Here is a 15,774-nt window from a genome sequence, read left to right as displayed (position 1 = left end):
CTCATTATAGAACCAGCACGCTAGCAAAGTTAACGTGCTGGCTCAATTGCTTAGCTTAGAATTTACAGCTTTTTAACGCGTTTGGATCAGTGCTGCAGCGGCAGCTATAACGCCGTTATTATTGGCCAAAAGAACCCGCCGCTCCGGGATAGACAACGGGACTCTCAAAACCCTCTTTACTGACGCTGGCGACACCAAAAAAGTAGTTGTCAATGACGATATTTTTCAGCGTGTATTGATTGACGTTACCGACAAAACGGCTGTGCTGCCAGTTCGGCGCATCGGTAGCCCGCCAGTAGACTTTATAACCGGCGACATCGTCGCTGTTGCCATTGCCAATATCCCAAGACAGTGTGGTATCAGCCGAAACTGCGCCTTTGATATCAACGTTTGCCGGTGGGTTAGGGGCCCACGCCATGGATGCTAGCGTAACCGCGTTAAGGGCGGTTAACTTAGCGGCGTAATCAAAATTCACGCCATCGATGGTATCGCCGTAGTTGATACCGTTTTCGGTGCGTAAGTCTTGATGTTGGCGGTTATAGTTCTCGTTGGTTTCCATGATGCGCACGCCCGGATAACCCAAATCATTGAATGGGCGGTGATGGCCACCACGACCGAAGCGATCTAAGCGGTAAATCACCATGGCGTCTAAATTAGCAACATAACGATCGGCCATCCAGTCGATATAACGAGCCAAATTACGCGATGGAGAGTCCACCTCGCCGCCAGTAAAACGACGCTTTCTAGCTTCGTCGGCGGTTTCGGTGACGCGTGTACCCTCGGCAAAAACGCGTACTGTGGTGTTATCGATAACACCGTTGATACCCTCAATGTTACCGATCATATCGTTGTTCAGCACCGCCTTTAAGCGCCAGTTATCTTGCTGTGCTTTAGCCGCTAAAATTTTGCCGCCGAATAAGCCTTGCTCCTCACCGGCTAGCGCGGCATAGACAATCGAGCCGTTGAATTTATATTGGCTGAGGACACGGGCAGCTTCCAAGGTACCGGCAACGCCCGACGCATTATCGTTGGCGCCCGGAGCGTCCGAGGTGAAATCCATAACGTCGCTAACACGCGAATCGATATCGCCCGACATTAACACGTAACGCTCAGGATCGGTTTGTCCACGCTGAATGGCCACCACACTGACCACCTCGGTGGCATTCGGAATACGCGGTTCACCGCTGATGGTGTCGCTGACATAAAATACCTCTAAACAACCGCCACAGTCCGCTGAAATTTGTTCAAACTCGGCCTTTATCCAACGCCGTGCCGCGCCAATGCCACGAGTATCAGATTCGGTTTCAGATAAGGTATGACGGGTACCAAAACCGACCAATTTACGAATATCTCGCTCAATATGATCGGCTGAAACTGCCGCGGCGATGTCATGCAATTGTGCCTGATCTTGATAGTCAATGTTGTCGCTAGCGGCTTGCGCGCTTGCTGTCGCCAGTAACATCGCGCCGACTGACAGGGTGAAGCTAAATGCTTTCATACTGAGGGACTCCCCGAATTATTGTTATGGTGGTTTAGCGACTATAGGAAGTGAAGCTTATTAGGGTCAAATAAAACACGTTAGGCGGCGTAAAAATGACGCTCTATGGTGAAATTCGGGTAACATAGATGGTTACGCTCAATTAGCTTAATACTTAATTAAAAGTGCAGTTAAAAACTCGCTAATAATAACAACAGTGCTTTGATGGGATTGATGATGAAACAGACTTTCCGCATACGTGTTCCGCACACCTTGATCTTAATGTTTGCCATGATCGTTATGGCGCTAATACTGACTTGGGTGATCCCGGCGGGTGAATATCAACGCAGCATAAACGCGGCTGGACAACAGGTGGTTGTGCCTGGCACCTATCAGACTCTAGATAACGTCGATAAGTTACCGCCGTGGTCGGTATTGACCGTTATCCCTCGCGCGCTGGCCGAGGCTCAGGCGGTGATTTTCTTCGTCTTTTTGATTGGCGGGGTGCTGGGGATTATTCGTAAAACGGGCACCCTAGATGCCGCTATTGGTGCGTTACTGCGTACTTTCGCTGGGCGCATTAACGGTCTGATTTTTGGCGGTATGTTTGTCTTTGGTGTGTTTTCTAGCTTAATCGGTATGGCGGCCGAATACGTGGTTTTCGTCGGTCTTTTGGTTGCGCTATGCCGTGCACTGAAGCTGGATGCCATTGTTGCCATGGGGATTCTAGTGGTGGGTTATGGTGTCGGTTATGGTTTATCGGTGGTGAATCCGTTTACCGTTTTGATCGCGCAGAGTATTGCCGAAGTGCCGCCAACCTCGGGCATGTGGTACCGCTTGCTGTTATTGGTGCCGGTATTTGCCGTGGGTTTTCATCATGTTTGGCGATATGCGCGCAAGGTTCAAGCAGACCCGAGCCAATCGTTAATGCCTGCCAATGCTGACGATAGTGAGCCACAATCGCAGTTCCCTGCGTTGACTTGGACGCACAAGTTGGTGCTATTGGCGTTTGCTGCAACGCTGGCGATATTGGTTTACGGAATCAAAGTTTACGACTGGTATTTAGTCGAACTCAGCGCCCTGTTTTTAGGATTGGGTATTGTCACGGCTGTCATTGCCCGTATGGCGGGCGATGATATTGGCAATAGCTTTATTGAGGGTGCCGCGCAGTTGACGGCTACCGCGCTGTTGGTCGGCTTTGCCCGAGGCATTGCCTTGTTATTAGAAGACGGGCAGGTGTTACATACCATTATTTTCTATTTGGCGACGCCGCTGCAGCATGTCGGCGCCGAAGTCGCGGCGGTGGGGATGTTATTGATCCAGTCGACGCTTAACTTCTTTATTCCATCGGGCAGTGGGCAAGCTTTTGCGACCATGCCGATCATGGTCCCCATTGGTGATTTAGTGGGAGTAAGCCGCCAAGTTTCGGTGCTGGCGTTCCAGATGGGTGACGGCTTTATGAATATGATTGTACCGACTAATCCGGTATTGATGGGGATTCTGGGGATTGCAGGTATACCCTACGGCAAATGGTTTCGTTTTATCGCGCCGCTGATGTTGAAGCTGTTAGTGGTGTGTGCGTTGGCACTCATTGTTGCGGTGCTGATCGGCTACTAATGGGTTTATGCGTTAACGATACATTTCGTAACGGTTACGACCATTGTGTTTGGCGGTGTATAGCGCTTTATCGGCACGGCTAAGCATATCGCTGGCGCTATCTATATCGCGGTGATTAAGGCAGACACCGATACTGGTGGTGACGGCGATGTGTTGATTGTCGTCAACGCTCACCGGCTGAGCGCCTAATTCGCTAACGATTCGCTCAGCTAATGCGGCCGCCTGCTGGCTGCTGAGCTGGTTGACCAGGATCGCGAACTCTTCGCCACCTAAGCGAGCTATGGTGGCGTTGCTGTTGGCATTTGTCTCAACTGAAACGAGCTGTTGTAGTAACATAGCGAAATGCTGCAATACTTGGTCACCGGCCAAATGACCATAGTTGTCATTGATTTGTTTAAAGTGATCAAGGTCTAGCATCAGTAACGCAAAGGACTGTTGTTGATCCCGACTACTGCTCAATAATTGTTGCAGTTGCAGCATAAAATAACGGCGGTTAAAAAGGCCGGTGAGAGCATCTTGGTTGACCTGTTCGCGCAACCGCTCTTCCAGATGTTTACGGTCGGTAATGTCTTGCGTAGTGCCCATGATGATACGCTCGCCTTGGCTATTGCGCGCATATTTTGAGCGCTGCGCTAACCAGCGTATTTCGCCATTGGGTAAGCACACGCGATGTTCAATATCGTGCCAATGCAGGTCGTTGACGGTTTTGCGATAGGCCAGAAAGTCGTTTAAATCGGCTGGATGCAAATACCGTAAATAATCATCCATCGAGGGCGGCGTTAAATCGCGCGGGCGTTGATAAATATCAAACAAAATATCCGACCAGTAAATGACCCCGGTGTCTAAGCGCATATCCCAATAACCGAGCTGCGCCACGTCCTGCGCCATTTGTAAGCGTTCGCGGTTTAACCAAAATTGTTGCTCCAACAGCTTGCGCTCGCTGATGTTGGTAATGATCCCGTGCCAAACGATGCTGCCATCGTCTTCGCGAGAGGGGTTGGCTACGCCTGACAACCATTCTATTTCGCCATCGATTTGAGTGCGGTATTCGCAACTCCAGCGCTGGAGTGTTTGCGCAGATTGTTCAATAGTATCGGCCACTAATTGCAAGTCATCAGGATGGATACGGCTGATCACATGACTGGCGTCTTCGGCGATTTGTGCCGGCGTTAATTGATAAATATCGCGAACGCCTTCACTGACAAAGGGAAAGTGGGTACTGCCGTCGGCTCGACGTCGATATTGATAAATCACGCCAGGAATGGATTTGGCCAAGCCTTGCAAACGTTGTTGAGCAAGCTTGCGTTCGGTCACTTCAATGTGTGTGCCACTCATCGACAGCGGCGTACCATTGCTGTCACGACGACTAATTTGGCCACGATCTTGTACCCAGATCCAGTGTCCAGCGCGATGTTTAAGGCGCACTTCGCAGTCGTAAAATTCGATTTCCCCAGCGATTAACTGTTCAATGAGCTGATTCGACATGACCAAGTCATCGGGATGGATAAACCGCTCCCAGGTTTGCGCTGTTAACGGCAACAATTCGGCCAATTGGTAACCTAACATATTCGCCCAGCGATCGTTCAGTTGCATGGTGTTATTGCGCATATCCCATTCCCAAGTGCCGGCTCGGGTGCCTTCGATAATAAAGGATAAGCGCTCGCGTTCTTCACGGCGCAGCTGATCGTTGCTGATTTGTTCGGTAATATCCTGTAGCGACACCATCAGCAGTGGCGGTTGCCCCGCATTGGCGACGACGCGCTGTGCGTGCAGGCTGTAGTAGTCGCGCTGGCCTTGCTGGCGCTGACTGTATAGTTGTCGATGGTTGACAGGAGAAGCGTCTGTCGGCTGTAACGAAAACGGCTGCCCGTCGTTACTGTGTAATTGTCGTTGTAACTGTTGTAGCGCGCTAGTGGATGTCAACGGTTGTTGCAATGCGTTGTATAACGGTAGTGTCGAGGCGCTGTCGTTGGCATGTACTAATCGGCCTTGCTGATCAAATAGCAACACGGCTGTCGGTAAGCCATTAATCACATTACGCCAGTCGCCGCTGAGTTTATGGCTATCGATGGTTGCTGTTTGGTTATGCGGTGATGATGGCATGCGCTCAGCTGACGGGTTCATTATGTTGTTGATAATAGACCAGAGCGAAGCGAATTCACAGTCTTTCAGCGCTTTGCGGATGTTTAGTTAGGTAGTTGTGTATTAACGATAAAATACTGCCAATGGATGCTTTTCATAAGGCGCTATGGTGATCGGCAGGTTAAAAATGGGTGACAATACCGAGGTTCGCATGATCTCTGTTGGCGTGCCCTGACAGGCAATTTGGCCATCTTTTAGGGCAATGATCTGGTCGGCATAAGCGGCGGCAAAGTTAATATCATGGATCACGATGATGATGGTGCGCTTGAGTTCGTCGGCGGCACGGCGAATCAATTTCATCATTGATACTGCGTGATGAATGTCTAAGTTATTTAAAGGTTCATCCAACAGCACGTAGTCAGTTTCTTGGCATAACACCATGGCAACGTAAGCGCGTTGCCGCTGGCCACCGGATAATTGATCTAAGTAACGGTGCTGTAGCGGTAATAAATCTAAAAAGCTAAGCGCTTGCTCAATGCTTTGCCAATCGCGCTGTCGCAGTTTGCCCTGACTGTGCGGATAGCGTCCAAAACTGACTAACTCGCGCACAGTCAAACGACTGACAAAGTGATTCTCTTGCCGCAAGATAGCTAATCGTTGTGCTAACTGGCGAGTCGGCATTTGATGGATGTCTTCGCCATCTAACCGCACACGACCATGACTAGGCTGCTGCAAGCGGCTCATGATCGTTAACAGCGTCGATTTACCGGCACCGTTAGGACCTATAATGGCGACCACACCGGTGCTGTCGATACGTAAGTTGATATCTGTCAGCACCGCATCGTCAGCGTAGCGTTTATGTAATTGTTGTACTTCAATCATAACCGTCCTCGTCGCCATAAGGTCAGTAAAAATAGCCCGCCACCGAGCAGTTCAATCACCACCGTCAACACGCCAGCCATATTCAGCCCGTATGTCAGTAGCCACTGTCCAATCACCAGCATTAAGCAAGCAATCAATGCGGCTGATAAAAGTAAATGGGCGTGCGTTTGTTTTGCCATTAATTGATAGGACAAGGTTGCCGCAACAAATCCTAAAAAGGTTAGCGGACCAATGAGTGCGGTCGAGATGGCAACCAGCACCGACACCGCAATAAGCATTCGACTGACTTGCTGTTGATAATTGATACCAAGGTTAATGGCTGCTTCACGGCCAAGGGCTAGCGCATCTAAACAGTGACGTTGGCGCCATAAGTAGATAGAAATGGTGCCGATTAACATGCTGCTGAGTATTATCAAGCGACTATCCGGTAGCGTTATCCGTGCAAACAAACGACTTTGCAAAACATCAAATTCGCCGGGGTCGATAACTCGTTGTAGCAGTTGCGAAAGGCTAGCGAAGAGCATGCCAAACACCAGCCCGACTAATAATAATCGGTGTAAATCTTGACGCCCGCCGAGCAGACGCCGATACAGCAACCAGGCAAACAAACACATCAGCGAGCCGCTGATGCTAAAGCGCATGAGCGGCGACTGACTTAGACTATGGTTGGCGCCAACGGTAAACATGATGAGCGTTTGTATTAACACATAAAGTGCATCAAAGCCCATCACCGTGGGCGTTAATATGCGGTTGGCACTGATGGTTTGAAAAATGACCGTCGATAGTCCGGCGGCGCAACCTACCAGTAGCATGGTCAGTAGCATCCAGCCGCGACGGCTTAGCGCGTAGCTTAAATTACCTTGTAGTTGCCAACTCATAAAAGCTGCGGCGCCGAGCAACAATAGCGCCAGTAAAAGTAGTAGCTGTCGATTCCAACGATGCGGTAACGGCTGCGTAGGCGTTGACATCAGCGAGCGACCTCTCGGGTTTGTCGTAACACCCACAAAAATAATAAGGCGCCGATAACGCCCAGTAACGTGCCAACCGGTATTTCGAAGGGCGCGATAAGGACTCGTCCAAGAATGTCACAAGCCATGGTTAGGGCGGCCCCGGTTAGCGCTATCAGTGGCAGATTGGCGCGCAGCTGGTCGCCATAGGCCAAGCTGATCAAGTTAGGTACGATCAAGCCTAAAAACGGCAGCGCGCCAACGACGACAACGACCACCGCGGTGGTGACCGAGACTAACGCTAAGCCCAACGTTTGCGTGGCGTGATAGTTTAAACCTAAGTTGGTGGCAACGTCGTAACCCATACCGGCAACGGCAAAGCGCTCTGCGACAACGAAGATCACCAAGGCGATAGCGGCGGTTAACCAGAGCAGTTCATAACGCCCCTGCAAGACACTGGAAAAATCGCCGTTAAGCCATGCGTTTAACGCCTGTAGCAATTCAAAACGCACCGCAATAAAGGTAGTCAAAGCACCAATGACTGCACTCAACATCAAGCCGATGACTGGCACCAATAACGGCGACAACAATTTTAGGCGTTGAATAATGGCAATAAACAATGCGCTGCCAAGCAGTGCAAATAAGCTGGCAATCAGCATCTTTAACAATAGCGGTGAACTGGGCCAGAATAACGCTGTTAGCAGCAGGCCTAAGCTAGCTGATGCGATGGTGCCAGCGGTGGCTGGTTCAACATAACGGTTTTGCGTCAGCAGCTGCATGAGCACGCCAGCGATGCTCATTGCGGCGCCTGCGATAAGTAGGCTAAGGGTGCGCGGCAGACGACTGATCAGCAATACCTGCTGGGCGCTGGCGTCATGCTGCCAGTAGCCAAGCGGATTTAGCCACTGGCCGCCAGCGGCTAAACTGAGCAGCACTAACAGCGGTAATAGCAAGGCCAAGGCGGCATAGGCCAAACGCCGTGATCGGGTCATCGCGAACAACGTAATCGCTGGTTAACGGGAGCTATTGTTGCAATGCTTGTTCGATGTCATCCAGCACATTGAGGTAGGTTTGCATACCACCGGCCAAGTAAACTTCGCCTGAATTTAAATACAGCACTTGCTGTTTTTGCCAGGCCTCGCTTTGCGCGACCAGCTGGTTGTCTAAAACCTGCTTAGCACTTTTCGCACCGGACTCACCAATAGCCACATCGCGGCTGATGACGAACAACCAATCGGGATTGGCGTTCAGGATCAGCTCTGGCGACATTGGGTTGCCGTGTAAACCCTGGCTTTCTAGTGCGGTTGCCGGATTAAAACCTAGGGCGTCAAACACAAAACCAAAACGTGAACCGGGCCCATAAGCGACTAATCGACCACCGACAACCATCACCACCAACGCTGTTTGTTGCTCGGGGACTTGCGCTTTTACTGCGGCAACACGTTGCTCAAAGCGGCTGATCAAGTCGCTGGCGGCTTGTTGTTGTTGAAAAACTTCGCCGAGCTGTTGAGTTTGTCGTTTCAGACTGTCGAAGACATTAGCAAAATCAATCGATAAATCGACTGTGGGCGCCAATTCAGCCAGTGCTGCATAAGCTTCTCGCGAACGGCCACCGACGATAATGACGTCTGCATCGAGCGCGCTGAGCTGTTCAAAGTTGGGTTCAAATAATGTGCCCGCGTCAGTGTAGCGCGGCTCGCTGTAGCCCTGCATAAAATCGGGATAGGGGACACCGCTTTGCGGTACCGCCGCAATGTCAAAGTCTAGCAATGTCAGCGTGTCTAATGCGGCCATATCCATCACCGCGACCCGTTGTGGCTGCTCGGGTAACACGGTCTGTCCTTGCGCATGCTGTAATGTGCGGCCGCTCTCGTTGGCTGCTGGAGGAGCGGTGTTATCACAAGCTGCCAGCGTGACGCTGGTGACGGCAACGAACAACCAAGCTAAACAACGGACAGACGGCTTGAACATAACTACCTCGCTGGTCACGGGCTAGCAGCCTAGGCTAGCCACTTAAATAGGAATCATTATCAACTGCCTATGGTAGACGACCGTTCTGGGCTTGCCTAGTTAGCGTTTACATAGTCACTGTTAAGTGATGCTTGATGGTTAGGGGGCTAAGTCTTATTAGCTCGTCGTTGGCGCATTCGACCAGCAACTCACTAGCTTTTTAAATGTTCAGCCTTGGTTTGAATCGCTTTAACTAGCTGTCAGTTGGTTGAGCTGACTTAACACAAATTCGACGCGCCGCGCCACCGGTGCCGGTGGCACCGCGATGGTGCGGTAGCCATACTCGGCATAGCTTTGTTGTAGCTGTAGATAGGTGCGTTCGGCCTCAGCAAAATCTTGTTTACGGGCGTGATCTTGTTGATAGATGGCTCGCCACGGTGGCAGTAGAAAAGCGGTTGGGTTGTAGCGGTAATGCTGGCAGGCATGGATAAGTTGCTGGCTGTTGGGTAAGTTGACTAAAGCGCTATAAGCTGCGACGTCGATAACACTGCGATCGATAAAACAAAGTGCTTGCCCGTCGAGCTGTTGATAGCGAGCAATCTCTTGAGTCAGCATCGCGTCGCGAAAAGCCAAGCGGTTGCGCCAGGGCAGGGCGTCACCCTCTTGCTGCAGTTGTTGCTCTATCAGCGCACGTGCTATTTCTGGCTGGGTTGCATAACCGCTAGCTGCCAAAGCCTCGATCAGGGTGGTTTTACCGGCACCCGGGCCGCCGCTGACAACGATCAGCGTATTATTCATCATGAAAACCTCGGGCAAAGTGTGGGTGGATATTGTCGCTTTCGCGCTGACACACGGACTATAAGCTCAAACGGAAGTGTATATGCTGATGGGACTGAGTAACGCTGAGTTGCGCGTCGATAGCGTTAGCAAAGGTCATGGCGATGGCTAATCCTAAGCCATAGTTTTCACTTGAGGTACGAGCAGCATCTTTTTGCCAAAGCGGCTCGAATAACTGCGCCAATTCTACCGCACTCAACGGTTCGTCGATGACGTTGCTAACGCTGATTTCGGCTTTCCCAGCAACATTGGTGGTGGTTTTGATCACAATCGGGCGGCTATCGTTACCGTGTACTAACGCATTGTTTAGTAAGTTAGTCAGTATCGTTTCTAACGCAAATTGGTTTGTTCGACGAACTTGCTGTGAGTCGTCGAGTTGCAGCTCAAAACGCGTCGCATGCTGTGTGTTAGTGACGAGTTGAGATAGCAGTTGCGCGAGTGCTACAGAGTCATCTTGTGGCAGTGCAACGTTATCATATTTATGTAGCAGCATGACATTCGCCACAATGTGGCGCAAGCGATTACTGATGCGTAAGACCTCGGGGGCTAGATCATCAGCTAAGGTGTTTTTGTCGGGAAAACGCAGGACCACTTCAGCCAAATTAATTAACTCGGTGATGGGCGTTTTCAATTCATGCGAAATGTCTGAGGTTAAGCGTTTTTCGCGTTGATAAAGTCGTCGGTTTTCTTCGATAAAACGATTCAAACTGTCTTTGATGGGCAATAACTCGGCTATCGGCTCATCTAGCGTGACCGGAGCACTATTGTTGGCCAGACTCAGGCGTTGAATCTGTTCATTCAGACGGTTAAGTGGCGATAAACCCGAACTGACCGACTTACGCACAAAAATACGGATAAATACAATCACTGAAATGACCGTTACGATCGACGCAATATCGATCAGCCAAAGGATAAAGTTCAGTCCTTCGGCGGAGGTAGCGTAGGCGACCACTAACGTTTGCTCGGCGTGCTGATGGGATGAGTTTAATGCCGAGCCGCGCTCAGGCACAAACTTGGTATACAAAATGCGGCCATCCTGACCGCCGGGTAATTTGTGTTCTAGGATGACAAACTGATCCAATTCAACGTCTTGGTAGGGCAGCTGTTTGACCGAGAATAAGTCTAAACTGTCCGACCGCTTATAGAGCTCACCGTTAAGCCAAAATTGGAAATATTCCGGTTCGGTTTTTCCCTCAAACTCGGGCATGAATTTGTCTGAAAAATCTAGCTTTACACCATCAGAATTGTCTTCCACTAGTGTCATCAGCATACGCGCTTTACTTTTCATGGCTCGATTGAATTGACTGTCTATCCACGAGTCGACGGCAATATCAACGGTTAACAAAATAAAGACGACAACCGCCGTAATGGTATATGACAGTATGCGAACTAAGCGTCCTTGAATCGACTTCATGTACGGCTCTCAATCCAGTAACCAAAACCGCGTTTAGTTTTAATCGGCAGCTCGAAGCCCAGCTTTTTGACTTTTTTTCGGGCAGCCGATAAGTGCGCTTCGATAGCATTTTTCGATATGCTGTCGTAGTTGCCGCTAATATAGGTACTGAGTTTTTCCGGCGTAATCACTTTATTTTGGTGTGTAAATAGGCACTCGATGATTTTATATTCGTTAGGGGTTAGTTCTATCTGACGATTGTTGGCGTTGAACGTTTTGAGTTGCAAGTCTAGGGCGAAATTATCGTAATAAACTACATCGCTAGTTAACTTTAACGTACCGCGACGGCTTAAACAGAGTAAACGCGCATGCAGTTCATCAAAAGAAAATGGTTTACTCATATAGTCATCTGCGCCAGATAACAGACCTTGCACGCGTTCTTCTGGCTGAGATTTCGCCGATAAAATTAATACTCTCGTATCCTTGTTTTCTCGGCGTAATGTTTTTAATAAGGTGAGTCCGTCTAGATTCGGTAACATTAAATCAAGCACGATAACGTCATAATCACCCATCAGCGCCATGCTCAATCCTTGTGAGCCGTCACCCGTATCGTCGACGGTGAAGCCTAGGTTATTCAATCCCACCGACAAACTACGACGTAATGATGCCGAGTCTTCTATTAGCAACACATTCATGAGTTAATTTTCGAATCCTTTAACAGCCATTACTTTTACATCCAGCATAGCCTACCTAATGAAACTTAAGATTTGCTTTAGATTGACTGAATATAGATGACATTACGCCGTTATTCAGTTTTCCCTAAGTTAACCTTAAGTTTCAGACGCTAGCGTTGAAAAAATTTTTTTGACGGATCTGGGGTTATGCGTCTTTTAGTCTTTCGCTTTTACCGTCCATTAGGTTTATTTTTTCTTACGCTATTCGGCGTTTTCCTTGTCAGTCGGCTGGCGCTGATGGGCTGGTTAATGCCGCGTATAGCGGCTAATGATTTTGCCAGCATCGTAGCCGGCGGTGTCCGTATCGATCTGAGTACCTGCGCTTATTTAAGTCTGCCACTGTTACTGCTGATGCTATTACAAGGATTGCTACCACAACGCTGTGCACGATTAGTCGCATATCTAGTGAAAGCGTACGCGGTGCTAGTGGTCACGCTGGCGGTGCTGATGGAGCTAGCGACACCGGCTTTCATTCAACAATATGACGTACGCCCCAACCGTTTGTTCATTGAGTACTTAACTTATCCACGGGAAGTGACCTCAATGTTACTCTCGGGACACTTACTGACGACCTTATCGAGCCTGTTGTTAAGCGTTATTTGTTTTTGCTTGTTGCTACGTTTTTGGCCTCGCTCGAGTGTTGCGCCTGTCGGGTCGCGTACCACTGCTACGGCGGTCGCGCTGGTTTTGCTGATCGGCTTAGCCGGATTGGCTCGGGGGACCTTAGAGCATCGGCCGTTAAACCCGGCGCTAGTGTATTTTTCTGACGATGCGCTAGTCAACTCGCTGGCGCTGAATTCGCCTTATAGCGTTGCCTTTGCCATTAAGAATATGACTAACGAGCGTAGCGCAAAAGCGCTTTATGGCGATTTGCCTGAGGCGCAAGTCATCGCGACGGTACGTGAGCAAGCTTTTCGTGAGCAATTTATCAATGATGATGTGCCCACGTTGGCGAGTAACCCGCCTTATTATCGCGGCCCGAAAAAGAACTTAGTGATTGTGCTCGAAGAAAGTTTAGGCGCTCGCTTTGTTGGCGCACTCAATCCGCAGGCTGAACATGACAGTATTACACCGGCGTTAGATGCGCTCTATCAGCAAGGTTGGGGGTTTGACAATTTATATGCCACTGGCACCCGTTCGGTAAGAGGTATTGAGGCGGTGATTAGCGGTTATTTGCCATCGCCATCGCGTTCGGTCGTCAAGTTGTCTAAGTCACAAAAGCAGTTTTTTACGCTAGCGGAGTTACTGCAGCGTGAGGGTTATAGCACGCAATTTATTTACGGTGGTGAGAGCCATTTTGACAATATGAAGAGCTTTTTTTTAGGCAACGGTTTTCACGATATTGTTGACGCTAACGACATTAAATCACCGCAGTTTGTTGCGTCTTGGGGGGCTAGCGATGAAGACTTATTTATGCAAGCTGATCAGGAGCTAAATCAACTGGCGCAACGTCAGCAACCGTTTTTTTCGTTGATTTTTACTTCTAGTAACCACGATCCATTTGATATTCCTGTCGATAAAGTGCGCCTGCCTGATGGCTATCAGACCGATAATGCGGCCCGAGATTTAGCGATCAGTTATGCCGACTTTGCGCTAGGTAAATTTATCAGCACTGCACAACAGAGCGATTATTGGAAAAACACTATTTTCCTGGTGGTAGCCGACCACGACGTTCGCGTTTACGGATCTGAGCCGGTGCCAATCAAGTCATTTCATATTCCGGCGCTGATACTCAATGCCGATATTGCTCCGCGACGTGATGCACGGCTGAGTAGCCAAATTGATCTGCCGGTAACATTGTTATCGCTGATGGGCATAGAGGCCGCCACGCCGATGGTTGGCCGCGATCTAACCAAACAGTATCCGAATGAGCGAGCCATGATGCAGTATTACGATAATTATGCCTATATCGAAAATGACCGGGTCGCGATTTTGCAACCCGGCGATAAGGTCAGCTATTGGCAGTATGATAAAACGGCACGCGTCCAAACCCCGTTATCTGCCGATAGCGCCATCACAGAGGTGCGCCAACAGTTAGCACAGAAAGCCTTAGCGCATGCGTTATTTAGCGTTTTAGCTTATCAACAACAGCGTTATCACTTAGTTGCGCAATAAATGATAATTTTCAGTTTAACTTAAGCTGATCCTAAGACTTGAATAGTAATCTGGCCTCGACTTTGTTATTTGTCGAGGCGTTATGAAGCACTTATTTTTTCGCTTGTTGAGCAAGATTAAAACACCACAAACATACTCACAACGATTACTGTTTGCGACCTTATATTTAACGCTGGTTAGCAACGCGTTCTTTTTGATGAAAGTCTATTCCGTCGTGGATGTTCAAGGCGCAAAAAGTGTGCTTTTTCTGTTAACTGTTCCGTTACTATTATTTGCTTTCAGTGCGTTGTTATTGAGTTGGTTGTCGTTAGTTATATTTATCCGTCCGGTGATTTTCGTCAGTGTCGTACTGTCCAGTGTTCTGCTGTATGCCAGTGTCAATTACGGCGTTATGTTTGATAAAAACATGCTGCAAAATATTTTTGAAACTAATAGTGGTGAGGCGTCATCGTACTTTAGCCTATCGTTAGTTGTGTTCGTGTTGTTATTCGGCGTCTTGCCTGGTTGGTGGTTGATTCGTGATAAGCATAAAGAACCGCTACGTCGGCGAGTAAAGCAGTTCGTGGTGATTAACGTTGGAATGGCGGTCGTTATCGTTGCCATTGCCGCTAGTTTTTATCAAAACTATGCGGCAACTGGGCGTAATCACCGTGAGTTAACTCGCTATATTACGCCTTTTTCGTTTTATATTTCGGCCTTTAAGCAACTGCGCGATCAATACTTCTATCCTCCCCTGCCATTTAAGTTATTGGATAGACAGCCGCAGTTAATCAATCCGAACAATAACCGTTTGACCGTCTTAGTAGTGGGCGAAACGGCTCGTGCCGAGAACTTCTCCTTGGGTGGTTATGGTCGCGTAACTAATCCTTATACCAGTGTTTTGGGGGTTAAATATTTTAGTCAGGTGAGTGCTTGCGGTACGGCCACGGCTGTCTCGGTGCCGTGCATGTTCTCGCGACTCAAGCACGATGACTACAACGCGCGCGTTGCCCAGAGCCAAGAAAATGTTTTAGACATTATTCATCGAGCCGGCGTCGAAGTGCTGTGGCTTGATAACAATAGCAGCTGCAAAGGTGTTTGTGAGCGTGTCGCGCAAATGACCATCGATACCGATGCAAAACAAGCGCTATGTGACGGAGAGTTTTGTTTTGACGAAGTGCTGCTTAAACCGCTAAGTGAACAGTTAAGTCGTGCCGATGCTAACCAACCGCAGTTAATTGTACTGCATTTAATCGGCTCCCACGGACCCACTTATTATCGGCGTTATCCGCAGGCGCAACAGCAATTTATGCCTGACTGTCCGCGTAGCGACATTCAAAACTGTTCCGCACAACAACTGCTGAACAGTTACGACAATACCTTGGTCTATACCGATTACGTGCTGAGTAAAATCATCGAACTGTTACAGCAAAGCGAACGTCAGCAAGTTAATCTGCTCTACCTTTCTGATCATGGCGAATCGTTGGGTGAAAATGGTTTATATCTACACGGCTTTCCTTATCAGTTGGCGCCGTCACAACAAACTCATGTGCCCTTGATCTATTGGAGTAAACAATTAACGAATAGCGCCTATAGTGAGTGCATTGATAAACAGCTAGCACGGCCACTATCACACGATAATTTGTATGATACGTTGCTGGGTATGACTGGTGTGAAAAGCCGTACCTACCAACCTGAACAAGATTTTTTAGGCGTCTGTCAGCAAGCTTAACAGCGCCTTAATGACGTACTTGATGTCAC

The 15,774-nt window shown here is 49.0% G+C and carries 12 protein-coding genes; 3 read left to right on the top strand and 9 right to left on the bottom strand.

Going from position 1 to position 15,774, the window contains the following annotated elements; translation table 11 throughout:
* Positions 1-118: 118 nt before the first annotated feature.
* The gene (locus tag A10D4_RS09820) at positions 119-1,498 is read right to left on the bottom strand and encodes a M28 family metallopeptidase (RefSeq protein ID WP_008489282.1); all 1,380 of its coding nucleotides are present in this window, start codon (positions 1,496-1,498) and stop codon (positions 119-121) included.
* Between the two features lie 216 nt (positions 1,499-1,714).
* Here A10D4_RS09820 and A10D4_RS09815 point away from each other — a divergent pair, with 216 nt between their 5' ends.
* The gene (locus A10D4_RS09815) at positions 1,715-3,094 is read left to right on the top strand and encodes a YfcC family protein (RefSeq protein WP_008489281.1); all 1,380 of its coding nucleotides are present in this window, start codon (positions 1,715-1,717) and stop codon (positions 3,092-3,094) included.
* Between the two features lie 12 nt (positions 3,095-3,106).
* Here the strand turns inward: A10D4_RS09815 and A10D4_RS13685 are convergent, their stop codons facing one another.
* The 8 genes from A10D4_RS13685 to A10D4_RS09775 all read right to left on the bottom strand — a co-directional run bounded on the left by A10D4_RS13685 (position 3,107) and on the right by A10D4_RS09775 (position 11,880).
* Complete coding sequence (locus A10D4_RS13685; RefSeq protein ID WP_051002109.1) at positions 3,107-5,218, bottom strand: sensor domain-containing diguanylate cyclase; 2,112 nt, start codon at positions 5,216-5,218, stop codon at positions 3,107-3,109.
* 81 nt (positions 5,219-5,299) lie between these two features.
* Positions 5,300-6,058: an iron ABC transporter ATP-binding protein gene (locus A10D4_RS09805; protein ID WP_008489279.1), complete on the bottom strand. Its 759-nt coding sequence runs from the start codon at positions 6,056-6,058 to the stop codon at positions 5,300-5,302.
* Positions 6,055-7,026: an iron chelate uptake ABC transporter family permease subunit gene (locus A10D4_RS09800; RefSeq protein WP_008489278.1), complete on the bottom strand. Its 972-nt coding sequence runs from the start codon at positions 7,024-7,026 to the stop codon at positions 6,055-6,057. Before A10D4_RS09800 ends, A10D4_RS09805 begins: the two co-directional genes overlap by 4 nt.
* Positions 7,026-7,997 carry an ABC transporter permease gene (locus tag A10D4_RS09795; protein WP_008489275.1) on the bottom strand — a complete coding sequence of 324 codons (972 nt, stop codon included), beginning with the start codon at positions 7,995-7,997 and terminating at the stop codon, positions 7,026-7,028. The genes A10D4_RS09800 and A10D4_RS09795 overlap by 1 nt, the downstream gene beginning before the upstream one ends.
* 31 nt (positions 7,998-8,028) lie before the next feature.
* A complete protein-coding gene (locus A10D4_RS09790) occupies positions 8,029-8,976 on the bottom strand; it encodes a siderophore ABC transporter substrate-binding protein (RefSeq protein WP_040502839.1) in 948 nt (315 codons plus the stop codon).
* Positions 8,977-9,204: 228 nt separating this feature from the next.
* Positions 9,205-9,756, bottom strand: a complete 552-nt coding sequence (locus A10D4_RS09785; protein WP_051002108.1) for an AAA family ATPase — start codon at positions 9,754-9,756, stop codon at positions 9,205-9,207.
* Positions 9,757-9,811: 55 nt separating this feature from the next.
* Positions 9,812-11,206 carry a sensor histidine kinase gene (locus A10D4_RS09780; protein WP_008489272.1) on the bottom strand — a complete coding sequence of 465 codons (1,395 nt, stop codon included), beginning with the start codon at positions 11,204-11,206 and terminating at the stop codon, positions 9,812-9,814.
* Positions 11,203-11,880, bottom strand: coding sequence for a response regulator transcription factor (locus A10D4_RS09775; protein WP_008489271.1), 678 nt, complete (start codon positions 11,878-11,880; stop codon positions 11,203-11,205). Before A10D4_RS09775 ends, A10D4_RS09780 begins: the two co-directional genes overlap by 4 nt.
* A 186-nt stretch (positions 11,881-12,066) precedes the next feature.
* On the opposite strand from A10D4_RS09775, the gene A10D4_RS09770 reads away from it, so the two are divergent.
* Both A10D4_RS09770 and A10D4_RS09765 read left to right on the top strand, forming a co-directional pair.
* Positions 12,067-14,034, top strand: coding sequence for an LTA synthase family protein (locus A10D4_RS09770; protein WP_008489270.1), 1,968 nt, complete (start codon positions 12,067-12,069; stop codon positions 14,032-14,034).
* An 82-nt stretch (positions 14,035-14,116) separates the two neighbouring features.
* On the top strand, positions 14,117-15,745 hold the full coding sequence (locus A10D4_RS09765) for a phosphoethanolamine transferase (RefSeq protein ID WP_008489269.1): 1,629 nt from the start codon (positions 14,117-14,119) through the stop codon (positions 15,743-15,745).
* The last annotated feature ends 29 nt before the right edge of the window (positions 15,746-15,774 follow it).

It is taken from the genome of Idiomarina xiamenensis 10-D-4 (assembly GCF_000299895.1).
Lineage (GTDB): Bacteria > Pseudomonadota > Gammaproteobacteria > Enterobacterales > Alteromonadaceae > Idiomarina > Idiomarina xiamenensis.
This window is presented reverse-complemented; position numbering and strand designations above follow the sequence as displayed.